This window comes from Pusillimonas caeni (genome assembly GCF_003545815.1).
In the GTDB taxonomy this organism is placed as follows: Bacteria; Pseudomonadota; Gammaproteobacteria; order Burkholderiales; family Burkholderiaceae_B; genus Pusillimonas; species Pusillimonas caeni.
In genome coordinates, this window is record NZ_PDUW01000005.1 from 327,379 (window position 1) to 349,045 (window position 21,667).

Consider the following 21,667-nt stretch of genomic DNA (forward strand, 5'->3'; position numbering starts at 1 on the left):
GGTGCAGATTCCCATGCACGCTGATGGGCGATGGTGTTTGACTCGATAGCAGCGGTGTGTGGTTTGTCTTTTCGAAACGGCGGCATGGCAGGGAAGAAGCCAGGCATGACCGAAGCGATAGTTCGGGTCGAGCGCACAGTTTGGTAGGCTCCGAGCCGCTTTCCTAGTGGCGCTCATATCGGCTGTTCTGACGCTGTTCATCGGTGAGGTGAATCGCCCCGAGCGTAGTGGGAGACTCCGCTAAGGCGAAACTTGCTGCAGCAGCCGTTCGCAAAGGATCAACGCGCCCGAAGAATCGAGCATGATCGACTGTGTACACCTATTGAAATCGCTTAGACAAAGATCATTACGGTTTGAGTTGGGTAACAAAAAAGTAATGCGCGTATTCGGAAATTTACTAGGCTGATTTTCTACAATTCATTCAAGCGGCTTAACTTTCATCACGCGCCATTGCGCAGCCGCATGCGTTCGTAAATTTTAGGAGTAAACATATGACCAACTTGAAAAAGAACCTTTTCGCAGCAGTGCTGCTGGCGACATCGACGATGGCAGTCAGCGCACAGCCGCATACGTCCGCTGTCAGTGCAAGCGCGGCGGCGTCCTCAAGCATAGATAAGACGCGCGCGGAAGTGCGTGCAGATCTAGCATTGTGGAAGAAAGCGGGGCTCGATCAATTCCGGGTAGACTACGAGCCCTCCATTACCTTTAGCCGCGAATACAGATCTGCCTACGCTGAGTATGTTCGTATGCGTAATGGCCCAGAATATAACGCAGAGGTACAACGGCAATCGAAACGGTAATTCGATTTGACGAGGCTCTTCTCCATGAAGGAGTAGCAATAGTCACCGCGCATAGCTACACTTGTGCGCGGTATTCTTATCTAACACCTAGGCGGTCATTCCCATGTATGGCGCGGTTAATATCCGAACACGAATGCCAAAACTAATGTAGTGGTCGAGCCACTGTAAACCCCATAGTAACCAATCGATCGACCGTCCTACAAAACGTTTTTCCGCCATGCATTCGAGCTATCGCGGCAACGATTGCTAGCCCCAGCCCAAGATGACCTCGATCGCTAGACGCCTGCTCTGCTGGTAACCTGACGAACCTCCCAAAACACCTAACCAGGTGCTCTTGTGCGACAGGCGAGCCAAGATTACAAACTGCGATCCGCACCTCTTCGTCTGCTGTTTCCGCCACGATCAGCACATCGGTGAACGCGTCGGCATGCCGGATCGCGTTTGATAGCAAATTCGACACGGCGCGTTGAAAAAGCGTACGGCTTATCATTGCTGAGGCGTCGCCCACTAGCAGTAACTTCACATCAGCTTCCTCGGCCTGAGCCTCGTGATAATCCATAACCTCCTGGATGGCAATGGCAATACTGTTGGTCTGTTCTGTCTTAATCCGCGCGCCGCCATCGGCCCGTGCGAGGAGCAATATGTCGCTGATGACTCTTTCCATTCTGTGTAGATCTTCCAGATTAGAAGCGAGCATTTCGTTAAGCGAATGCTCATAGCGTTTCGTACTTAATGCCAACTCGGTTTCACCAATCAGCGTTGCTAACGGCGTCCTTAACTCATGGGCTAGATTGGCATTAAATTCCTCCATCTGAGCATAGGCACCTTCGATACGTTCAAGCAACGCGTTGAACTGGGCGATCAGCGGTAGAATTTCTGCCAGAGGGGTCTTCGTCTCCAGTCGCTCGCCCAACCGTTCTGGAGACAGCTTTGCGACCTGGCGACTCAATGCATCGATCGGAGTCAGCGCCCTGCGAACCAACCACGCGGCACCTAACGAAGCGAGTACTGCGCCTAAAATTGCGCCAATAAACAGAGCCAGTGCCAAGCTTTTGAGAAAACGGACGTCAGAAGTGATGTCCATGGTCAGTTGCGCTTGGATCGGTCCAGTCGATAGTCCATACTCAGGTAGCTTAAACGTAAGCTGCCGAAACATGCTTGCTTTGGCGTTTAATGGTCTTTTGCCAAACGTCTGGGTCACACTGCTACTTTGCAGAACCAGCGAGAGCTCTGGATGGCCATGGAAGAAATCCAAGAGCTGATGTTGCAACGATTCGAAGCTATCTTTAGATACATTTTCCGTAGTTAAATGCAGAATCGCCCTCTGCTTTTCCGCCAAAAGCTCGGTCTGACGGGTCGCGAAATTCGAACTAATAACAAGATAGACAGCTGTACAGATCAGTCCTACGCTTACCAAGGTCTGTATCGCGAGCCAGCGCGAAAGTCGGCCTCGAATTGAGTTTGAGCAACTCAACATTCGGCATCCCGAGCCTCAATTACATAGCCCATGCCGCGCACGGTGTGTATGAGTTTGTTCTCGAACGGGCCATCCACCTTTGCGCGTAATCGCCGCACGGCCGCTTCAACTACGTTAGTATTATTGTTGAAATTAATATCCCATACCTGTTCCGCTAAAGTCTGCCGAGACAAGACTTGGCCACGCTTTCGCATGAACAACTGGAGCAAAGCGAACTCCTTCACAGTCAAGTTGATCGGCTGCTCGTTCCGATAGACGCGTCGGCGCAGAAGATCCAACTCTAGATCAGCTACGCGAACGATATTCGTGTGGGAGTCAGTCAAGTTTGCAGGATCGTTCCTACGAACCAACGCGAAGATCCGAGCCATGAGCTCGGTCAGCGAGAAGGGCTTGGGAAGGTAATCGTCAGCGCCATCCTCCAGCCCTCTTACCCGGTCTTCAACCCGGTCTCTTGCGCTAAGCATGAGCACTGGCACACGACCCTGCTTGCGCAGCTCGCGTAATAGTTGAAATCCATCCATACCCGGCAACATTACATCCAGAAGGATAAGATCGTATGGGGTTTCCCGTGCGAAATATAGACCTTCCCTGCCATCGCCAGCCACATCAACCACATAGCCATGTTCCGTCAATGCTCGACGTAAGTAGTCCGCAAGCTTTCTTTCATCTTCGACCACAAGAACTTTCATTGCGGGTGTGATTCCTCCATGGGATAAGGGCTGAGCGCACAGTGGCGCGTGAGGCAACACCGCATCTGCTGTCGTAACTAGCAGCTCGTTCCTAACGCACGGTATTCTCGCAACTGTATACGTTACGTTATTCAGCCTGTCATTAGACGAACACAATCATTACAAATTCGTAATCTCGGCCGCATATGTAGCTTGGCGTGTGAACTGCCACTAACAATGGGATGGTCGCTACCATCACATTTTTGACATATTTAGGCCTCGTCGCAATGCGTCACCGTTCAAGTGGTCTATATGAGACTATTTTATGCATGTGAGCGCTCGGAACTGGCAGTCATTTGGTCCACTACTCTTCCTCGCTTCAGCACCTCATGCACCAAATACACGGGACGTTGCTTAGTTTCGTAATAGGTCTTGCCGATGTACTCGCCAAGCAGCCCAATTGACAGCAATTGGGCACCACCAAGAAATGTAATCATGGCAATGAGGGAAGGGTAACCTTGCACTGGGTCGCCGAAGACAAGCGTCTTGGCAACAATCCACAGGGCGAAAATAATGCCAAGAAATGCCGTCAGCAGGCCTCCAGCGACGACAAGGCGCAGCGGAGCGGTGGAGAAAGAAGTAATGCCCTGAAAGGCGAGGTTAAACAGGCTGGCGTAGTTCCATTTGGTAGTGCCCGCCACACGCGGCATCCGATCATACTCAATGACTGTCGTGGGCAAGCCTATCCAGGCAAACAAGCCTTTCATGTAGCGATTCCGCTCGTTCAACTGTTGCAGGGCATAGATAGCCTTGCGGCTTAACAAGCGAAAATCACCGGTATCGGGTGGGATCTCCACGTCGCTGACAGCATTGAGCACTCGGTAGAAGTGATGTGCGCTGCGGCGCTTGAACCAGGTTTCGCCTGCTCTTGAGCTGCGGCGCATGCAAACGACGTCCGCACCCTCGTTCCAGGCTTGCATCATTTGGGGGATTAACTCTGGAGGATCCTGCAAATCGGCATCCATGATGACGACCGCAGCGCCGACGGCATGCGCTAGACCTGCTGTCAGAGCCGCTTCCTTTCCAAAGTTTCTGCTTAGGAATACAGCCGTGACAGCCGAATCATCTTTGGCCAGCCGCCTCATCATAGCGGGCGTACCGTCGCGACTACCATCATCCACTAATACCAGCTCATAAGCAACCTGCAGTTCGGCAAGCACTGCGGTCAGCCGCTCGTACATAACCGTGATGACCTCCTGCTCGTTGTACAACGGAATCACCACCGACAACTCCGTCATGTCAGCCTTATCTAACCCGGAGTTCATTATCTCGACCAACGCGCTCATGGAATACAATCCTTATGTAACAAATGACATTTCATTACCGCAATTGCGGCGTTGGTATAGGGAGCGAATCAACTGATCATTGGTGGCTGGGCAGAATGGCGTCGCCGCGTGAGCGCACCAGGAACAGCTAACGTAGCTGAATGCTTCGCTCAAGAGAATCCTGCATGAATCGTTATTGAACGCTACGGCTGCCGAATCGTCTGAAACAACAGGATGCTATTTCTCAACTTTAATTAAATACAGCTGTCATATCCGTGACGCCTGGATTACTTTTTTGTAATCTGCCTGGAAGGCCAGCTTGTGAGCCCATTGGAAAATACCTTTGATTCGCGGATTCGCCGACTGATCTCTTGCGAGCACCCACGTCGGCTCCTATGCCATCAAGTGTTAAAATTCAGGCTCTTCTTTGGGGAGTAGCCTACTTTCGACTTCGCGCGAAAGGATTGCGTCAACATTCTTGGCTCCAACGCCATGGCGCAGCCGGCCGAAAGGCATGGCGAGACCATAGACTTTTCCAGTACGCTGTCGAGCCGTATCGGAAAGTCCATGTGTCGCTCGGCTGGAACCACTCCCACATGAATTTTGTTTCTACGATGATCCTGGCGTTGGCCATGTCTACCGACGCGTTTGCGGCCGCCGTGGGCAAAGGTACTGCCCTTCGCAATCCTCGCCTATCAGAAGCGCTAAGAACCGGAATTATTTTTGGTGTAATCGAGGCCATCACGCCGTTAGTTGGATGGGCTCTAGGTTCCATCGCAGCCGAGTTCGTTGCAGACTGGGATCACTGGATCGCTTTCACCCTCCTATCGATTTTGGGCGTGTTGATGATTCGCACCCGCCTTCGGGCTAAAGAAGCCGAATCCACTCCTGCGATCCGTCACTCGTTTTGGTTACTTGCCGCCACGGGGTTCGCCACCAGCATTGATGCGATGGCCGTGGGCGTCAGCCTAGCCTTTATCGATAACAATATCCTGATAGCCGCTGCGGCCATTGGCTTGGCGTCGTTCGTAATGGTGACGCTCGGTGTCATGGTCGGCCGGTTGATCGGCAATGTGGCCGGCAAGTGGGCGGAGATTCTTGGCGGGTTGGCATTAATGGGCGTTGGTACGGTCATTCTGTATGAACACCTCACCATGTAAGAAGCAAATGAACTTGGGCGACGCTAAAGAGGGATACCCCAGCAGATTGCAGCGATCCGCGGCACGATACATGGCCTAATGATTAAGGTGCTGGAAGGCCAAATTCGGGAGCACATCGCTGCGGCGGGTTTGTCAGCGGCAGAACGCGAACAGGGGGCCAACCAGCTGGCTAAGGTGCTGTGATCCTACCTAAAGTAAAGCTCCAGGGTGACTTAACTGAGCGTCTGGCCCTCGACCTCACTGACCCGGCATGACCGAGTCTAAAGAGCGCAAGAACTTCTGGGGCGCCTGAAACCCGATAACCTGAAAGTCGATCTCCGCCCCTTGTCTGTCGAAAAAGATAATGCCTGGCGGGCCAAAGAGCCCAAAACGTTTAAGCAGTGCTTGATCCTCGGCATCGTTCGCGGTCACATCGGCTTTAAGCAACACGACGTCTTTCAGGCGCTTTCTCACCTGGGCATCGGTAAACGTGAAGCGCTCCATCTCCTTGCACGAGATGCACCAGTCTGCCCAGAAATCGAGCATGACATAGCGGCCTTCAGCCCCCTGCAATTGCGACTCAAGGTCGGCAAGGCTCGTGACTTTCTTGAACTGCAACTCGGTCGAGCCGATATCCTGCATGGCTGCAGCACCTGGACCGCTTAAACTGCTTAGGGGCTGCAGCACATCGCGGCCTCCTGACAGCACGCCGATAAGCAGCGCCAAACCTGAAATGAGCGCAATAACCCCTACCCCTTTGCCCAAACGTACAAAGCCAGCCGAACCGTCTGGTAGCGGGTCCAATGCCTTCAAGTACATCGCAGAAATAATGAGCAAAGCGGCCCATAAGCTCATGTGGACGACAGAAGGTATCACCGGGGAAATCAGGTAGATGGCCACCGCCAGCATCGTGACACCAAAAAAGTGCTGCACTGATTTCATCCACGAGCCGGCCTTAGGCAGAAGCGCACCCGCTGTGGTGCCAAAGATCAGAAGCGGAACACCCATCCCTATGGCCAGCGAGAAAAGCGCCAAGCCACCCAGCACGACATCTCCTGTCTGCCCGATGTAAAGCAGTGCCCCGGCTAGGGGTGCCGCAACGCACGGCCCGACAATGACGGCGGATAGCACACCCATAACGGATACGCTCAAGACCTTGCCGCCGGCAGACCGGTTTGCGGCGCCCGCTAGGCGACTTTGGATGGAAGCGGGTATCTGAAGCTGATAAAAGCCGAACATGGACAGCGCAAGCAACACGAAGATGAGGGCAAAACTGCCCAACACCCACGGGTTTTGCAGGTATGCCGAGAGCATTGTGCCTGCCAACCCCGCGGCCACACCGGCGAGCGCGTATGTGATGGCCATGGCCATCACATAAACAAAAGAAAGGCCAAAGGCATGGCGGCGGCTTAACGAGCGCCCCTGCCCAATAATCATTCCCGACAGGATCGGAATCATGGGTAGCATGCAGGGTGTAAACGCCAGCACCAACCCAAAACCAAAGAAGGCGGCTATGAGCGCCCACGCATTGTCCTGGGCGAACAGATCTCGTACAAGGCTTGTTTCCGAGACTTGGCCCTTGGCAGTGCTTCGCAGGATACCGCTACTCGCTTGAGCTTGCGCGACGTTAGCACCCGCTGAGGCGGCGCTGGTCTGGGCTGACTCGACAAAAACTACGGACAGCGTTGTATTTACTGGTGGATAGCAGACTCCGGTCGGATCGTTACAACCCTGATAGGAGGCTTGCAGAATCAGCGGATCGGAAATGGATCCAGACAGCCGATTTAACGTAATTGGGATCTGGACAGATCCGTAATACACCTCGACATGCCCAAAAGTGGGGTCATCCTTAAGCTTACCTTGGGGTAGCGCGACGTTCTTGATCGCTGCGCTGGATGACGCCTGAAGAGCGAACGCAATCCTATCCCGATAAAGATAATAGCCGTCTGCTGCAGTGAGCGTAGCGACCAGCGTATCGGCGTCGCGTGCCCTCACCGAGACTTTGAACGCTTCGTCTGGTGGCAACAGCTCTTGGTCAGAGTTCTCGCCACCAAACCAACTTCGCATGGGGCCTAGAATCCCACTGTCCGAGGAAGCAGAAACCGACTCTGTAATACCGGTGGACTCGGCTGGCATTTCAGAAAATTGTGCGGAGCTAACGCCAGGTAACCACGCCAGTGCCAACACCAGCATGGCTATCAGAAAACGCATAGAGTTCACTTCAATTACTCATCATTCAGAACATTATGATGCCCATGAAAACGAAGGCGAAAATAGCGACCAACCCAATTACAGCTAGCGCCAGGAGAACGATTCGTGTGAGTCTGGTTCCCATGGCCTGCTCCAGTATCAAGGTGCTTTCTTGTGCTCTAGTGCACGTGGGTAGTCCCCAACATTAGCGACTTCCGGCATTGGCGCTTGGGCGGGTTCACTCGTCTTTGATTCGTTATCGCTGTGGCCCGACTGCATGCCTTTCATCATGAAAAACATCATCAACGGACAGATCAAGAAGAATAAGAACGGGCTTGCCGCAGTAATCCACTCACGAGCATCCGGCAACGCTGCATAGGCGACAGCAATTAACACGGCTAGCCCAAGACCGGCCTTGAGCATCGTCTTCATATCACATTTCATTGTTGGCTCCTTATACTTGCGTGGCGGATGAGTTATGCAGAAATCCAGCGACGAGCCTACTGTAATACTTCGCTGCTGTCAGGCAGATTGCGCGGACATTACATCTTCGTCATCTTTGAAAAGGAGCTCGAGGGAGGAAAAAATTTGTTGCTATATGTACAAAGCGGTCGCCCCGTTTCAGCAGCACTAGTGAACAAAAGACAAAGCGTTCCATATATACAGTGGGCGAAAAATCTGCCGGTTGACATTGTCTCTGTGGGAACGTCTACTCTGCTGATAAACGTGATGAGGGCCAAGTTAAGCGGACAGCGCTACAGCGTTTGAGCGCCGTCCGGCCATTCTGGCCAGACTAGGCGCTGATCAAAAAGCACATCGTGCATCGGGCGTACTGTACGCCCAGTAGTTCATCTATGCCATCCGCCTACACGCTTCGGCACATTTGCGGCAAGCCTCGGCGCAGCGCTGGCAGTGATCCATTTGGTGCTTGGCGCACTCATCCGCGCAAGCTTGGCAAACATCGGCGCACAGGCGACAAAGGGCTTGGGCAAACTCACTGTCCCTGGCCATATAACTGGCCGCTAGGCGGCAAATTTGCGCGCAGTCCATGTCTAGCTTTATGCAGCGTGCCATCGCTTTGACGTCTTGTTCCCCCAGGCATGAAACAGCGCAGTGGTCGCATTCGGTAGCGCAAGCATAACAAGCGTCGATGCATGATTGAAACTTTTCATGAGGCATATTAATCTCCAAAGAATTTAAGCTGTGATTAGGAAGCGGCTTCGCTACGCGATGCCACTTGCCTTATCCAGCAAGTTGAATGCCTTGAGCGCCGTACTTTGTTCTAAAATCTCGTTATCTTCACGCGATCTGTGCTCTACATGCGCCTCGTATTACAATTTTTTAATGCTTGCGTTATGTTGGCGTCAGCGCCATAACACTGCAGTTCAATAAGATAATCAATACTCTCTTGTTGGAGCACGTGGAAGCATTGCGCGCGCCGAATTATCGTCACGCCTTTCTTGAGCACGATTATGTGCACACACTGCTGATGAGAAATATGGAATGAGTGCTGTTGTCCTAAAGTCCACGCTAACCTGCCCCCGATGTGGGAATGTCAAAACGGAAACCATGCCGACCGATGCCTGCCTATGGTTCTACGAGTGCAAGCAATGCCGGGCTATTCTGAAACCACAACCCGGCGACTGCTGTGTTTATTGTTCATACGGGTCCGAGCCATGCCCACCAGTTCAAGAAAACGGCAAACAGCACGGCTGTTGTGGCTGACCGGATATCAAGAAGCAAAACACGGAAGACCACGCAACTACCCAATCGCCCCAAGCGCCGGAAACGTCCTCAGTAACCAAATAGCAAAACGCACCAACTGTCCACTTGCCACCGCAATGCCCATCAGTACCAGAATCGCACCGGTGATTATCTGAAGATAACGACCCGTTCGGCGCAATGAACCTATTCGACGCATAAACGGCGTCATGAAGTACGCGGAAAGCAGGAACGGCACACCTAAACCCAGTGCGTAAATACCCAAAAGCAATACTCCCTGCCCAAGGCTCTCAGACGTGGCCCCGAGTATCAAAATACCGCCAAGTACGGGGCCAATACACGGCGTCCAACCGAAACCGAACGCCATGCCAAGCACGGTCGCCGACCAAGGCTTACCGCTACCGCTACGCGGCTCGAAGCGGTAGTAACGCTGCATCCATAGCGGGGCACGTATGACGCCCATAATCATCAGGCCGGCGATGACAATAACGCCTCCCGCGGCAATATTCAGTTCATAGCGATACGATAGAAACAAACGCCCAATTGCGGTGATGCTGGCCCCTAAAATCAGAAACACCATGGAGAAGCCAGCAACGAAACACGCACTAAGGCCCAATGCTCGCCAGCGAGCCACACGTGCTTCAGTATGAGAGGTACTGGACTGAACCGAATCGCCCGCAATATAGGAGAGGTAACCTGGCACGAGCGGTAAAACACAGGGCGATAGGAAGGAAGCAATACCGGCGAAAAACGCCGTTAATAGCCCAATGACAGTTAATTCAAGCATCGCATCATCCCCAGTTGGTAGTCTGCTCTATTCTTATCTCGCATCACTTTGAGTCCCGAATAGAGGCGTGCAGCAGTGCGCCATCAATTAATGCTTCAACTTGCGGGCCATCCCAGGCAGCGGGCCCCATCGCCCTGCCGATTTCGCGCCCTTCTCGATCAATCAATAGCGTTGTTGGCACGCCCGGCGCACGCAGCGTGTCTGAAACCCTTGTCGTCGGGTCAACGTAATGCTTTAACGTTCGAATACCAAAATCCTGATAGAACGGTTTGATCAAATCAGGATCCCGATCAATCGACAGGGCAACGACTTCAAAGTCTGGGTCACCAAGCTTGGCATTTAGCCGGTCCAGGGACGGCATCTCCTCCCGACACGGAGGACACCAGGTCGCCCATAGATTCAGCAATATGACACGCCCATGAAAATCGGCCAAAGTTACCGTCTTACCCGTCCCATCCTGGAAGGAGATCAAAGGCAGTTCGCGTGGCGTATGCCAGCGCATGAAGCGCTGCCCTCCTATGTCCACCGAAACATTAAGCACACCACTAAGGAAGCTTTTCGAGGCATTATTACGTTGGTAAAAAAACAAAGCTGTCGCGATGGCGATCACGCAAATTAACGCCATCGCCGCCCATGCAATTATCTTAAAAGAGTTCTTCATTGTTAATGTTCAGCATCCATCAGTTCTTGGCGGTCGCCGTTTCGGCTTGTTCTCGGCGAGCCCGCTCTATGGTGTCTGCGACGGCCTGCGCGGCGTCCGAATCAGCTGGAAGCAGTCCGAGTAACTGTTGCCAGTAATCGATAGCTGCCGGATAATCTTGGCGCTCACGTGCTGCGGCGCCCGCCAAAGTCAGAGCGAATGGCTCGTTAGGATTAAGTGCTAATGCGCGCTCCAGTAGTTGGGTGGGTTCCCCTATAAATCCGGTTCCACTGCTTCTGGCCAGAGTTTCGGCATACTCAGACAACGCCAAAGGATCGGTCTGTATGACGGCAGTCGCTTTGCCAAAGGCCGCCGCCGCGTCGGCATACCGCTCAAAATAGCGATAAGAGCGCGCCAGCATGAGCCAGCCAGAGGGATCATCGGGATTGCGCGCCAGCCTCGCCGCGAGCGAGTCCACCATGGCCTGCACATCGGCTTGTGTCATGGCGGGCGCACTTTGCACTGGCGGTGGGGTAATCGCTGCGGGGTTTCCTATCGACAGATACGCAAGCGTTGCAGCCACTGGCAGGACGGTGGCCAGCACTATCGCGGCTTGCTTGCTGCTCTGGCGTCGTAGCCCCGTACTCTGAACGGGTGTTGCCTCATCCAGCACACGCCGTTGCAGCTCTTGTTGGGCCGCAGCGTGATCATGCAAAGACAATATACCGTTAGCGCGATCCTGCTCCAGCTCAGCCAATTGGTCGCGCAGCACGGTCGCATTGACGGTGTGATGCTCCATACTGTTATTGAGCTTGGGTCGGCGCCACAGAGCAAGCACGAGCCACAAGGTGACACCAGAAGCAAGTAATGCAGCAATTACGATAAAAATTAAATTCATGGTTCTGTTCCGTTGTCCGTGGTTCGCGCTAGCAGCGCCTGCGCTCTCTTGCGCTCATCGTCGCTTAACAACGCGTCAGCCACACTGCTTTTGCGGCGGCGCAATGTTGTCGCCAGAACAAGAAGCCCAAAGGCGAGCAGCAGCATGGGGCCAAACCATAGCAATAGCGTGGTGGCTTTTAATGGCGTGCGATAGAGTACGAAATCACCATAACGATCAACCATATAGGCTCTAATCTCGGCATCGCTTTTGCCCGCTTGAATCTGTTCGCGTATCTGCTGACGCAAATCCACGGCCAGGTCGGCGCGCGAGGCCGCGATTGATTCGTTCTGGCACACCAGGCAGCGCAGCTCGCCAGCAATACCCAACATGCGCTTTTCCGCCGCGCCGTTATCCGCCCACGATGGCAAGGCGATGACCGCGCACAATAATGTCAGCCACCAACGTTTCATTGCTCAAGCTCCCGTATCAGCGGTAGTATCGTGTCGCGTACCGCACTATCGGTTACTGCACCGATGTGCTTGTAACGAATGAAGCCTTCCTTATCGATAACAAAGGTCTCGGGCACGCCATAAACGCCATAGTCGATGCCCACGCGCCCTTGCGTATCGGATACGGACAACACATATCCATTGCCATGGCGTTCCAACCACGAAATGGCTTCCCCGCGTATATCTTTGTAGTTAAGGCCGACAATGGGTACCCCATGTGTTTTAGCCAACGCCGTAATCACAGGATGCTCTTCAAGGCAGGCATAACACCAGGAGGCCCACACATTCAGCAGCCACACTTTGCCTTTCATGGCTTCTGGTGAAAACGTTTCTTCTGGTGATGCCAGCTGCGGCAAGGTGAAACTCGGTGCTGGCTTGTCAATTAAAGGCGAAGGAACTTCGCTGGGTTTGAGTGTCAAACCAAACGCCAGGAAGCCCACCAGCACGAGAAAAACGGCCAACGGCCATACAAAACGACTCATGATGTGGCTCCTTCTGCAACCAAGGCAGCTTTTTGTGCACGACGCTTAAGTCGATAACGGCGATCGCTAATGGCCAGCAGCCCCCCCAGTGCCATCAAGATGCACCCAATCCAGATCCAGTCAACGAATGGTTTGTAGTAAACCCGTACGCTCCAGGCCCCGTCGGCAAGCGGTTCACCTAGGGCGACATAGACGTGACGCAATCCGTTGGCGTCAATGGCCGCTTCAGTCATCGGCATTTCAGAGGAGAAGTAGCTGCGTTTTTCGGGATGAAGCAGACGCAAAATTCGTCCATCGCGTGATAGTTCAATATCACCGACTTCAGCCATGTAATTAGGTCCCTGTACTTTATTTACGCCTAAAAACTTCAGGTCATAGCCGCCTGCGCTTACCGTGCTGCCAGGCGCCATGCGCACGTCCTGCTCAGTCTCATAGCCCATGACGAGCGTCACTCCGGCCACGAACACCGCAATGCCTAAATGGGCCAGATGCATGCCTAGCCAACTGCGCGGTTGGGCGCGCAGCCCAGTACGCGTAGCACGCATGCGGTCAACGATGCCCTTGACCACGGCGGTCGCAATCCATGTGGCCAGCGCCAAACCTAAAGCCACCAGCACTGACCAGCGTCCTAGTGCGAACGGGGCGCCGACACCGACCACGAGAGCCACTACGGCCGGAAGGTGTAGATGTTTGGTCAGAGCACTAATCTTGGCCGACTTCCAGTTAGCCACCGGACCTACAGCCATAAGAAGCAGCGCCGGCACCATCAGCGGTATGAAAACGGCATTGAAGTATGGCGGTCCTACGGATAGTTTGCCTAACCCGAGCGCATCGATAAAAAGCGGATACAACGTTCCGAGAATGACGGCGCCGGCTGCAACGGCCAACAATACGTTATTCACTAGCAACAGAGACTCTCGCGATATCAGCTCAAAACGTCCGCCCATGCCTACCTTGGGCGCACGCAGCGCAAATAGGAGCAATGACGAGCCCACCACCACGACGAACAACATCAAAATAAACACGCCGCGACGCGGATCGGTGGCGAACGTGTGTACTGACGTCAACACGCCTGACCGTACGAGGAAAGCCCCCAGCAATGAAAGCGAGAACGTGCTGATAGCAAGCAGTACTGTCCAATTCTTAAAACTGGCGCGCTTTTCAGTTACCGCCAGGGAGTGAATTAATGCGGTGCCCACCAGCCACGGAATAAAAGAGGCGTTTTCTACAGGATCCCAGAACCACCAGCCGCCCCAACCCAGCTCGTAATAGGCCCACCAACTTCCCAGGGCAATGCCCAAGGTCAGGAACAGCCACGCCGCCGTCGCCCAGGGCCGGGACCAACGGGCCCACGTCGAGTCGAGTTGCCCCGCCAGCAATGCGGCAATGGCAAACGCGAACGCCACTGAAAATCCGACATACCCCATGTACAGCAGTGGCGGATGAAATATCAGCCCAATATCTTGCAGTAGCGGATTCAAATCCATACCTTCTATCGGCGCCGGCACCAGGCGCTCGAACGGGTTAGAGGTAAACAGCACAAAGAGCAAGAATCCAGCGGTGACCAGGCCCAGCACCCCCAATACACGTGCCACCATGGCATCGGGCAGTTGCTTTGAGAACACACTTACAGCGTACCCCCAGCCTGTTTGCATCAGCAGCCACAACAAGAGCGATCCTTCGTGGCCGCCCCAGACGGCGGCGATACGGTAAAGCAAGGGTAATTGCGAGTTGGAGTTCTGGGCGACGTAAGCCACCGAAAAGTCCTTGACGATAAAAGACCAAACCAGCGTCGCGAAGCTAACAATAATTAAAAGGAACTGTGCTCGCGCGGCCGGTCGAGCAAAGGCGATCCAGACAGCATTGCCGCGCGCCGCGCCCGCGAGGGCCAAACAGCCCTGGGCTAGCGCCACGAATAGCGTGAGAATCAGTGAGAAATGACCGAGTTCAGCAATCATGAGCGTTATGGCCTCGTAGCAATGGTGTTCTTGGCGGCCTCATCCAACGCATGCTGCGCTTCAGCGGGCATATAGTTCTCATCGTGTTTGGCAAGCACCTCTTCCGCCCGGAACAACCCATCGGCGCCGAGCTTGCCTTGGGCCACCACCCCTTTGCCTTCGCTAAACAGGTCGGGCAATATCCCCGTATAACTGACCGGTATCATTTTGGCGGTATCGGTCACCACGAATTTAACCGTGAGCCCATCACCTTGGCGTTGCACACTGCCGGCTTGCACCATGCCTCCGACGCGAAACGTCCGTGCCTGAGGAGCTTCACCGGCGCTCACCTGCGTAGGCGTGAAGAAAAATACAAGGTTGCTCTGAAAAGCATTGAGCACCAACGCTGCGGCGATGCCGAACACGGCCACGCCGCCAGCAATGAGCGCGAGGCGCTTATGGCGATTTTTCATCGAGACTGCTCCTTTCTCAGGATTAACTGTCGCCTTACTTGCGATAAAGCCGCTAGTCGGCGCTGACGCAGCACAAGCCATTCGGCGCACAGAACCGCAATAGCAACACCGAATGAGCCCCATACGTACTGTCCATAGCCGCCCATGGCAAAAAATTCAGCCGGATTCGTCCAATTCATTGCTTTACCTCCTTCAATTCGTCTAACCACCCAGCATGCTGTTCGCGCTCCAAAATGATGCAGCGCACGCGCATCAGCACGATCGCAACTGTATACATCCATGACGCCAGGGCCATAATCAGCATGCCGGCAAGCATGATCATGGCCATTGAGGGCGCTCGAGTCAGCGAAACTGATGCACCCTGATGCAAGGTGTTCCACCATTGCACTGAAAAATAAATAATGGGAATATTGACCACGCCCACAAGGGCAAGAACAGCACCGGCCTTATCCGCGCGCCGGGGCTCATCAATTGCCGACTGAAGCGCCATAAAACCGATGTACAAAAAGAGAAGAATCAGCTCGGAGGTCAGGCGTGCATCCCAGACCCACCAGGTTCCCCACATGGGCTTGCCCCACAAGGCGCCTGTCCAGAGTGAAAGAAACGTGAACATGGCGCCGGTGGGGGCCAACGCCGAAGCCATCATGGCGGCTAAACGATTGTTAAATGCCAGCCCTATCGCAGCCCAGAAAGCCATGACCACATAAATGAACATCGACATCCAGGAGACCGGCACATGAACGAAGATGATGCGATAGCCCTCACCCTGCTGGGCATCCGTGGGAGCCATGAAGAATCCCACGTACATCCCTATGGCCGTGAGAATCGCGGCGGCGGCTCCAAACCAGGGAATCAGCTTCCCGGCAAGCGGGTAAAACATTTTGGGTGATGAGTACTTAAACCAATTAATCATTCACTTGCTCATTATTCCAACGCAATCCGTAGTGCCACGGTGGTGGCTAACGGTGCGAAAAAGCCAGTTAAAACCAGCACGGCGCCTAACAGCGACAGATTCGCCGTAGCCCCCAGACCTGCAGCGGCGGCGTCTACGGAACCCGCGCCAAAGATCAGCACGGGCACATAAAGCGGAAGCACAAGCAAAGCGACCAGGACACTGCCGCCTCGCAGGCCCAGGGTCAAACTCGCTCCGATCGCGCCAATAAAGCTGAGTACAGGCGTGCCGATGGCCAACGACGCAGCCAGTATCACTAACGAAGAAATTGGCAGATCGAATTGCAGTGCCAGGAGCGGAGCCAGCACCGTCAAGGGAAAGCCCGTCAACAACCAATACGCCGTCACTTTGCCGAGCACCAACATAGCCAACGGAGCGGGTGAAAGCGCCATTTGCTCCAGGGTGCCGTCGACATAATCTTGTTCGAACAACCGATCAAGCGACAACATGGACGCAAGCAGTGCTGCCACCCAAAGAATCCCTGGGGCGATCTGCCGCAACGTGTCGCGCTCAGCGCCAATGCCCAGCGGAAACAGGCTGACTACGATCACAAAGAAAAAAAGCGGTGCCAGCACATCGGACTTGCGCCGCATGGCGAGCCTTAAATCTCGATGTATTACCCCGCGAAGTACGGATAGGCCAATGATGTCGTTCATACGCCCACTCGTATAACGTGCGCAGTACCTACCAACGTCAAATCCTGATGCGTCGTCAAGACAACGATCCCGCCCCCACTCAAATGCTGATCGATTACCCGTACTACCCATTGGCTGGCTTGAGCATCCAACGCCGTCAGGGGTTCATCGAGCACCCACAAGGCACGCTTTTGCAGTAGTAGCCTAGCCAGATTTACACGGCGCTTTTGACCCTGTGATAAGGCTCGCACCGATAGGTGCTCCCTGCCTTGCAACCCAGCTTGACCCAAGGCGTCGAGCACAGCATCCGCAGTAACCGACTCATCAGACAACGCCATGCCCGAGGTCAAGTTCTCGGTAGCACTTAGATCGTCCTTCAGGCCCAACGAGTGGCCGCAATACAGTAGCTCGCGACGGTACCCGTCGCCCAGCTTCTTTATTGGACTTCCCTGCCAATGAACGGCGCCGGCAGCCGCAGGCGTTAGCCCCACCAGCATGCGCAGGAGACTGGTTTTGCCGCTGCCGTTCTGGCCGCGCACCAATAGGCACTCACCTGCGTCAAGGTGAAAGTTCAGGTTATGAAATAGGCGGCGCTCACCGCGCACACAGTCCAGATTGATGGCTTCAAGCACCGTCGACCTTTGCTTGCAATAACGTTAATCACCAAGTGACATCGGTATTCTGGCCAGGCGCCGATATGCAACGGATCGTCCGTTACATGCGGAGCTTAGCGCTACCGTCGCAAATGGCTGGGCACGCGATCAAAGTCAATTGAACGCGACGACGCTGTAGACGTAGGTATGGAGCAGGAAGAAAGTCGAGTCAGCGGCGTGCCAGCTTAGGCAACGAAAAGCCACTGGGGCCGCTCTGGCCGCTCGGAGTAGGTAGGCAAGCTAAGAATGGCCTCAGGAAACTGAACGACCGAGCTAGCCGATAAGGAAGGAATGGTTTGATGTGCAGATGGAATGAACGAAGCCGCTGACCCTTGGCACGAATGCTCGTATTGGCTCAGAAATCCTGAAGAGGAAGCATCTTGCTGGGACCCGTCGATTAAATAGACACGCGGCTCTTGCGCTTCGTTATAACAAGGCTCGATACAAATCTCGCTTTCCGACTGGCAATACATACTCACAACGCCCCACGACGCCTGGAGCGGCAGCATAACCAGCATAAAAATAAGGAGAAATTTCTTCATCGCGTGTAAGATTGTAGCAAATGAAAGGCGCGCCTTAGAAATGAGCCTATGAAAAGTTGGGGGTTGGTTATCTTACGATCGCGATGTTTGTCGTCATAGAAAACGCAAGAAAGCGCCCATCCCGAAAGCGTTCCACGATGTCATGAGTCTTCGCCCTTACCTCGTCGACAAGAATGAGGCGCTCTGTGCCATCCATAGATGCAAACGCCGGCACTGACGTGGCTGCACCTTCTATCGAGAGCTGCACAAACCTTTCTGGCTCGGGCAGACGAATGGACAGCGACCGCGGGGTAATATCGATAGATTGAAAGCCTGCTTCATGCAGCAATGTGTATAGCTCATCGGGGCTTGATAATGAAAAGGCAACATCGACTGCAGTGATGGGCACCTCAAGAAGACGTGCAGTTACTGTAAACAACGCCTCATACACGGGATGTTGGTTCAGGGACTGCCACACACTGATGACTGCGCTACCGCCACTAGGCAACACGCGCCGCATTTCGCGAGTTGAAAGCTCTCGGTCGGAAAAGAACTGAAGTCCCTGTTGACACAACACAAGATCAAATGCGTCAGCGGGAAGTTCGAGGCGAATTGCATTACCCTCCTGCCAGAGTATCGAAGCGCCGGCCGGTGCCGGTTGTGCACGACCCACCTCAAGCATTTCCGCATTGATATCCAGAGCAACGACCTGACCACTTACCCCAACCGTTGGAGCGACCTGTCTCGCGACACTGCCTGTACCGCAGGCAAGATCCAAAACCCGCTCGCCGGGTTGAGGTGACGCCAATTCAAGCAGCACGCGCGTCCAAGGATCTGCAATAGCACGGCTAAGGTAACGCTCATATACTTCTGCCGCTCTAAACTCCAACCCGCTTTATAAAAGTTACCAGAAGGCAGGTTCGTTTATACAGAGATGACGAAAATGTAATCAGGGCGTAATTGAATTGTCAGAATAGCCGATTCACAGGTAAAGACCTGGCAGCAATTCCTTGAAAATTTCACGTGGTCTGATCAACGAGCGTCGAGCCTTATCTCCGAACGCCATCAACTAATGCAGGACTGTTAAGATGAGCCAAACACGGTTATGCCGTTAACTCTCTCCATCTAGTCCTCCCATACCTGTAGACTAGGCGCCCGCTAGAATCAGTGTTTTATTTGACGCAGCACCGGACAACATAGTCAAAATTTGGGCCTTCACAATACATCAAGGAAACCAAATGGCGTTTCATACTTCCCATCATAGACATGGCCAATAAATTACGTCTAGATATTCCGCTGATTCTGCCCCAAATCGCCGACGCGCAGGATGTCATCGTTCAGCGCCTGATTGACGATTTACGAGGCCGTCAAGGTATCGACACAGTACATGTAGAGGCTGCTCAAGACGATACGCCGGCACAACTTTGCATTCATCACAATCCTGAAGTGCTCCCACTGTCTCGCGTCCGCGAAATTGTCAACGCCGCAGGGGCGCAGATCACTGATCGCTTCGGGCATATACTGTGGCAGACTGAGGGCATCAACCATGCGCGCCGCGCCAGAACAGTGACGGACATCCTGCTAAGGCTGCCAGGCGTGCTTGATGCCGAAGCCAGTGCGACAGGACAGGTGCACGTGGACTATGACCGCCGAATCGGCAATGAGCAATCTATTGCCCAAGCACTTTCCGATCTCGGCGTTCAGCCACGTCAGGACTCGGTTATGCCACAACATGCCGCGCACGGAGAAACCGATCATCGTCACGAACCTGGCCAGAAAGATGATCGTATCCATGAGCATGAACATCGAGGCGTGTTCGGCGCCAACACCGAGCTAATCTTCGCACTGACCTGCGGCGTGCTTCTTGGTATTGGTGTGGCCATCGAGAAGCTCATTGCGAGCACTCCTGACTGGCTGCCCATGACGGGCTACATCCTGTCCTATTTCTTCGGTGCGTTCTACACCCTGCGCGAAGCGATCGATAATCTCAAGCTCAAGCGCTTCGAAATCGACATGTTGATGTTGGTTGCCGCTGTCGGCGCCGCAACGCTAGGCGCTTGGGCCGAGGGCGCACTCTTGCTATTCCTATTTAGCCTGGGACATGCATTGGAGCATTACGCGATGGGACGCGCTAAACGCGCCATCCAGGCGTTGGCCGAACTGGCGCCAGACACGGCGACTGTCCGACTTAATGGCCAAACCAAAGAGGTATCCGTCGACAAATTAACTATTGGCGACATCGTGCTGGTAAAACCCAACCAACGTTTGCCAGCCGATGGCTTCGTCGTGCATGGCACATCTGCCATTGATCAGGCCCCGATCACAGGTGAGAGCATTCCTCTAGACAAACGTCCGGTCGATGATGCTAAGCAGGCGCGTACACGGCCCGCCAGCGTGAACGCCGCTTCACGAGTCTTCGCAGGCACTATCAATGGCGAAGGCGCTCTCGAAATCGAGGTCACTCGCCTTTCCAGCGAATCCACGCTGGCGCGGGTTGTCAAGATGGTGAATGAAGCCGAAACACGCAAATCACCTACGCAACGCTTTACCGACAGATTCGAACGCGTTTTCGTGCCTGTCGTGCTAGGCTTAGCGGTCATTCTGTTGTTCGCATGGGTAGTAATCGACGAACCATTCCGTGACAGCTTCTACCGCTCTATGGCGGTGCTAGTGGCGGCTAGCCCTTGCGCGTTGGCGATCGCCACGCCCAGCGCAGTGCTATCGGGCATCGCGCGAGCAGCACGTGGTGGTGTTTTGATTAAAGGCGGTGCGCCATTAGAGGAACTAGGCTCACTCAATGCAATGGCTTTTGACAAAACCGGCACACTAACCGAAGGTCGCCCTCGTATCACCGATGTGGTAGCAGTAGATGGAGTAAGTGAGGAAGAGTTGCTCTCCGTAGCCGTGGCCGTCGAGTCGCTTAGCGATCACCCTTTAGCTGCCGCGATCGCTCGTGATGGCAGTGAACGCCTGAACGGGAAGCAAGTACCCAAAGCAGATAGCCTGAAAAACCTCATCGGCCGCGGCGTCACTGCCACCCTGGAAGGAGCGCCTGTCTGGATAGGCAAGATCGAGATGTTCGGCATAGATGGAGTTCCGCCCCTGGGTACTGCAACTCGAGCAGCAATCGAGCGCCTGCGCGAGGGCGGGCGCACCACCATGGTCGTACGGCGTGGCGACCGCGACCTCGGCGCCATCGGTTTGCTGGATACGCCACGTGCAGATGCCAACGAAGCCCTGCAGCAACTGCGTGAACTCGGCATTAGTCGCATGATTATGATTTCAGGTGATCACCAGAAAGTCGCGGAGGCTGTCGCGAGCCAGGTCGGAATTAACGAAGCTTGGGGTGACTTAATGCCTGAGGACAAGGTTGATGCGATTCGCAAGCTCCGGCAGGAAGTGAAAGTGGCTATGGTCGGTGACGGCGTGAACGATGCTCCGGCAATGGCCAATGCAACTGTGGGCATCGCGATGGGTGCAGCCGGCTCGGATGTTGCGTTGGAAACCGCCGATGTAGCCCTGATGGCAGATGATCTGCGGCACCTACCGTTCGCCGTAGGCCTGAGCCGGCACACCCGTTCAGTGATCCGCCAAAATGTTTATGTCAGTCTGGGTATTGTGGCCGTTCTCGTACCTGCAACTATTTTTGGACTCGGCATTGGCCCTGCAGTAGCCATACACGAAGGCTCCACGCTGCTCGTGGTTTTCAATGCGCTGCGCTTACTCGCTTATCGTGAGGCGTGAAGAAAGAGCATGACGAAGTTTTAATGGATGTGAACCGTCCCTGTTTCGACACAGCCCTCCAGTTCCAAACCGTAGCAGCCACCCGGCTCTATTGGCGGGCGGCCCGCTTTTGTTGGAGTAGATTGGTTTTTTA

General features: G+C 54.2%; 23 protein-coding genes and 1 riboswitch. Of the genes, 5 read left to right on the forward strand and 18 right to left on the reverse strand.

Annotation, left to right across the window (positions count from 1 at the left end):
- Nucleotides 1–491 precede the first annotated feature (491 nt).
- On the forward strand, nucleotides 492–800 hold the full coding sequence (locus tag CSC67_RS13450) for a DUF4148 domain-containing protein (RefSeq protein ID WP_118995019.1): 309 nt from the start codon (nucleotides 492–494) through the stop codon (nucleotides 798–800).
- Between the two features lie 142 nt (nucleotides 801–942).
- Here CSC67_RS13450 and CSC67_RS13455 read toward each other — a convergent pair whose 3' ends face one another.
- The 3 genes from CSC67_RS13455 to CSC67_RS13465 all read right to left on the reverse strand — a co-directional run bounded on the left by CSC67_RS13455 (nucleotide 943) and on the right by CSC67_RS13465 (nucleotide 4,291).
- Nucleotides 943–2,217, reverse strand: a complete 1,275-nt coding sequence (locus tag CSC67_RS13455; RefSeq protein ID WP_167752891.1) for a histidine kinase dimerization/phospho-acceptor domain-containing protein — start codon at nucleotides 2,215–2,217, stop codon at nucleotides 943–945.
- A 53-nt stretch (nucleotides 2,218–2,270) separates the two neighbouring features.
- On the reverse strand, nucleotides 2,271–2,966 hold the full coding sequence (locus tag CSC67_RS13460; protein ID WP_118995021.1) for a heavy metal response regulator transcription factor: 696 nt from the start codon (nucleotides 2,964–2,966) through the stop codon (nucleotides 2,271–2,273).
- A 302-nt stretch (nucleotides 2,967–3,268) separates the two neighbouring features.
- Complete coding sequence (locus CSC67_RS13465; RefSeq protein ID WP_118995022.1) at nucleotides 3,269–4,291, reverse strand: glycosyltransferase family 2 protein; 1,023 nt, start codon at nucleotides 4,289–4,291, stop codon at nucleotides 3,269–3,271.
- Nucleotides 4,292–4,686: 395 nt separating this feature from the next.
- Nucleotides 4,687–4,815: riboswitch (yybP-ykoY riboswitch) on the forward strand.
- A 51-nt stretch (nucleotides 4,816–4,866) separates the two neighbouring features.
- On the opposite strand from CSC67_RS13465, the gene mntP reads away from it, so the two are divergent.
- Nucleotides 4,867–5,430, forward strand: a complete 564-nt coding sequence (gene mntP, locus CSC67_RS13470; protein ID WP_118995023.1) for a manganese efflux pump MntP — start codon at nucleotides 4,867–4,869, stop codon at nucleotides 5,428–5,430.
- A 45-nt stretch (nucleotides 5,431–5,475) separates the two neighbouring features.
- On the forward strand, nucleotides 5,476–5,613 hold the full coding sequence (locus CSC67_RS21770) for a metal-sensitive transcriptional regulator (protein ID WP_425337655.1): 138 nt from the start codon (nucleotides 5,476–5,478) through the stop codon (nucleotides 5,611–5,613).
- Nucleotides 5,614–5,667: 54 nt separating this feature from the next.
- Here CSC67_RS21770 and dsbD read toward each other — a convergent pair whose 3' ends face one another.
- The 3 genes from dsbD to CSC67_RS13490 form a co-directional block, all read right to left on the reverse strand.
- Nucleotides 5,668–7,620: a protein-disulfide reductase DsbD gene (dsbD, locus tag CSC67_RS13480; RefSeq protein ID WP_118995025.1), complete on the reverse strand. Its 1,953-nt coding sequence runs from the start codon at nucleotides 7,618–7,620 to the stop codon at nucleotides 5,668–5,670.
- 138 nt (nucleotides 7,621–7,758) lie between these two features.
- Complete coding sequence (locus CSC67_RS13485; protein ID WP_209304329.1) at nucleotides 7,759–8,031, reverse strand: DUF2933 domain-containing protein; 273 nt, start codon at nucleotides 8,029–8,031, stop codon at nucleotides 7,759–7,761.
- Between the two features lie 420 nt (nucleotides 8,032–8,451).
- Entirely contained in the window at nucleotides 8,452–8,778 is a 327-nt protein-coding gene (locus CSC67_RS13490) for a four-helix bundle copper-binding protein (protein WP_118995026.1), read from the reverse strand.
- 324 nt (nucleotides 8,779–9,102) lie between these two features.
- On the opposite strand from CSC67_RS13490, the gene CSC67_RS21575 reads away from it, so the two are divergent.
- Nucleotides 9,103–9,324: a GDCCVxC domain-containing (seleno)protein gene (locus tag CSC67_RS21575; protein WP_118995027.1), complete on the forward strand. Its 222-nt coding sequence runs from the start codon at nucleotides 9,103–9,105 to the stop codon at nucleotides 9,322–9,324.
- A gap of 37 nt (nucleotides 9,325–9,361) precedes the next feature.
- On the opposite strand, the gene CSC67_RS13500 is transcribed toward CSC67_RS21575, so the two are convergent.
- From CSC67_RS13500 to CSC67_RS13560, 12 genes are all read right to left on the reverse strand, one after another.
- Entirely contained in the window at nucleotides 9,362–10,108 is a 747-nt protein-coding gene (locus tag CSC67_RS13500) for a cytochrome c biogenesis CcdA family protein (RefSeq protein ID WP_118995028.1), read from the reverse strand.
- A 43-nt stretch (nucleotides 10,109–10,151) separates the two neighbouring features.
- The gene (locus CSC67_RS13505) at nucleotides 10,152–10,769 is read right to left on the reverse strand and encodes a TlpA family protein disulfide reductase (protein ID WP_245220232.1); all 618 of its coding nucleotides are present in this window, start codon (nucleotides 10,767–10,769) and stop codon (nucleotides 10,152–10,154) included.
- A gap of 19 nt (nucleotides 10,770–10,788) precedes the next feature.
- A complete protein-coding gene (ccmI, locus tag CSC67_RS13510) occupies nucleotides 10,789–11,646 on the reverse strand; it encodes a c-type cytochrome biogenesis protein CcmI (protein WP_118995029.1) in 858 nt (285 codons plus the stop codon).
- Entirely contained in the window at nucleotides 11,643–12,098 is a 456-nt protein-coding gene (locus CSC67_RS13515) for a cytochrome c-type biogenesis protein (protein ID WP_118995030.1), read from the reverse strand. The genes ccmI and CSC67_RS13515 overlap by 4 nt, the downstream gene beginning before the upstream one ends.
- A complete protein-coding gene (locus CSC67_RS13520; RefSeq protein ID WP_118995031.1) occupies nucleotides 12,095–12,619 on the reverse strand; it encodes a DsbE family thiol:disulfide interchange protein in 525 nt (174 codons plus the stop codon). Before CSC67_RS13520 ends, CSC67_RS13515 begins: the two co-directional genes overlap by 4 nt.
- On the reverse strand, nucleotides 12,616–14,577 hold the full coding sequence (locus CSC67_RS13525) for a heme lyase CcmF/NrfE family subunit (RefSeq protein WP_118995032.1): 1,962 nt from the start codon (nucleotides 14,575–14,577) through the stop codon (nucleotides 12,616–12,618). The genes CSC67_RS13520 and CSC67_RS13525 overlap by 4 nt, the downstream gene beginning before the upstream one ends.
- A gap of 5 nt (nucleotides 14,578–14,582) precedes the next feature.
- Nucleotides 14,583–15,029, reverse strand: a complete 447-nt coding sequence (gene ccmE / locus CSC67_RS13530; protein WP_118995033.1) for a cytochrome c maturation protein CcmE — start codon at nucleotides 15,027–15,029, stop codon at nucleotides 14,583–14,585.
- Nucleotides 15,026–15,208 carry a heme exporter protein CcmD gene (gene ccmD, locus CSC67_RS13535; protein WP_118995034.1) on the reverse strand — a complete coding sequence of 61 codons (183 nt, stop codon included), beginning with the start codon at nucleotides 15,206–15,208 and terminating at the stop codon, nucleotides 15,026–15,028. Before ccmD ends, ccmE begins: the two co-directional genes overlap by 4 nt.
- The gene (gene ccmC, locus CSC67_RS13540; RefSeq protein WP_118995035.1) at nucleotides 15,205–15,942 is read right to left on the reverse strand and encodes a heme ABC transporter permease CcmC; all 738 of its coding nucleotides are present in this window, start codon (nucleotides 15,940–15,942) and stop codon (nucleotides 15,205–15,207) included. The genes ccmD and ccmC overlap by 4 nt, the downstream gene beginning before the upstream one ends.
- Before the next feature lie 11 nt (nucleotides 15,943–15,953).
- Nucleotides 15,954–16,637, reverse strand: coding sequence for a heme exporter protein CcmB (gene ccmB / locus CSC67_RS13545; protein ID WP_118995036.1), 684 nt, complete (start codon nucleotides 16,635–16,637; stop codon nucleotides 15,954–15,956).
- On the reverse strand, nucleotides 16,634–17,248 hold the full coding sequence (gene ccmA / locus CSC67_RS13550) for a cytochrome c biogenesis heme-transporting ATPase CcmA (protein WP_118995037.1): 615 nt from the start codon (nucleotides 17,246–17,248) through the stop codon (nucleotides 16,634–16,636). The genes ccmB and ccmA overlap by 4 nt, the downstream gene beginning before the upstream one ends.
- A gap of 630 nt (nucleotides 17,249–17,878) precedes the next feature.
- Nucleotides 17,879–18,679: a class I SAM-dependent methyltransferase gene (locus CSC67_RS13560; RefSeq protein WP_118995039.1), complete on the reverse strand. Its 801-nt coding sequence runs from the start codon at nucleotides 18,677–18,679 to the stop codon at nucleotides 17,879–17,881.
- Nucleotides 18,680–19,056: 377 nt separating this feature from the next.
- Between CSC67_RS13560 and CSC67_RS13565 the strand changes: the two genes are divergently transcribed.
- The gene (locus CSC67_RS13565) at nucleotides 19,057–21,534 is read left to right on the forward strand and encodes a heavy metal translocating P-type ATPase (RefSeq protein WP_118995040.1); all 2,478 of its coding nucleotides are present in this window, start codon (nucleotides 19,057–19,059) and stop codon (nucleotides 21,532–21,534) included.
- Nucleotides 21,535–21,667: the final 133 nt, after the last annotated feature.

What these genes read in the sequence shown, in the direction of transcription:
- CSC67_RS13450 (WP_118995019.1), top strand. Translation starts at nt 492, where the DNA reads ATGACCAACTTGAAAAAGAACCTTTTCGCAGCAGTGCTGCTGGCGACA.
- CSC67_RS13460 (WP_118995021.1), bottom strand. Translation starts at nt 2,966, where the DNA reads ATGAAAGTTCTTGTGGTCGAAGATGAAAGAAAGCTTGCGGACTACTTA.
- CSC67_RS13465 (WP_118995022.1), bottom strand. Translation starts at nt 4,291, where the DNA reads ATGAGCGCGTTGGTCGAGATAATGAACTCCGGGTTAGATAAGGCTGAC.
- mntP (WP_118995023.1), top strand. Translation starts at nt 4,867, where the DNA reads ATGAATTTTGTTTCTACGATGATCCTGGCGTTGGCCATGTCTACCGAC.
- dsbD (WP_118995025.1), bottom strand. Translation starts at nt 7,620, where the DNA reads ATGCGTTTTCTGATAGCCATGCTGGTGTTGGCACTGGCGTGGTTACCT.
- CSC67_RS13485 (WP_209304329.1), bottom strand. Translation starts at nt 8,031, where the DNA reads ATGAAGACGATGCTCAAGGCCGGTCTTGGGCTAGCCGTGTTAATTGCT.
- CSC67_RS13490 (WP_118995026.1), bottom strand. Translation starts at nt 8,778, where the DNA reads ATGCCTCATGAAAAGTTTCAATCATGCATCGACGCTTGTTATGCTTGC.
- CSC67_RS21575 (WP_118995027.1), top strand. Translation starts at nt 9,103, where the DNA reads ATGAGTGCTGTTGTCCTAAAGTCCACGCTAACCTGCCCCCGATGTGGG.
- CSC67_RS13500 (WP_118995028.1), bottom strand. Translation starts at nt 10,108, where the DNA reads ATGCTTGAATTAACTGTCATTGGGCTATTAACGGCGTTTTTCGCCGGT.
- CSC67_RS13505 (WP_245220232.1), bottom strand. Translation starts at nt 10,769, where the DNA reads ATGAAGAACTCTTTTAAGATAATTGCATGGGCGGCGATGGCGTTAATT.
- ccmI (WP_118995029.1), bottom strand. Translation starts at nt 11,646, where the DNA reads ATGAATTTAATTTTTATCGTAATTGCTGCATTACTTGCTTCTGGTGTC.
- CSC67_RS13515 (WP_118995030.1), bottom strand. Translation starts at nt 12,098, where the DNA reads ATGAAACGTTGGTGGCTGACATTATTGTGCGCGGTCATCGCCTTGCCA.
- CSC67_RS13520 (WP_118995031.1), bottom strand. Translation starts at nt 12,619, where the DNA reads ATGAGTCGTTTTGTATGGCCGTTGGCCGTTTTTCTCGTGCTGGTGGGC.
- CSC67_RS13525 (WP_118995032.1), bottom strand. Translation starts at nt 14,577, where the DNA reads ATGATTGCTGAACTCGGTCATTTCTCACTGATTCTCACGCTATTCGTG.
- ccmE (WP_118995033.1), bottom strand. Translation starts at nt 15,029, where the DNA reads ATGAAAAATCGCCATAAGCGCCTCGCGCTCATTGCTGGCGGCGTGGCC.
- ccmD (WP_118995034.1), bottom strand. Translation starts at nt 15,208, where the DNA reads ATGAATTGGACGAATCCGGCTGAATTTTTTGCCATGGGCGGCTATGGA.
- ccmC (WP_118995035.1), bottom strand. Translation starts at nt 15,942, where the DNA reads ATGATTAATTGGTTTAAGTACTCATCACCCAAAATGTTTTACCCGCTT.
- ccmB (WP_118995036.1), bottom strand. Translation starts at nt 16,637, where the DNA reads ATGAACGACATCATTGGCCTATCCGTACTTCGCGGGGTAATACATCGA.
- CSC67_RS13565 (WP_118995040.1), top strand. Translation starts at nt 19,057, where the DNA reads ATGGCCAATAAATTACGTCTAGATATTCCGCTGATTCTGCCCCAAATC.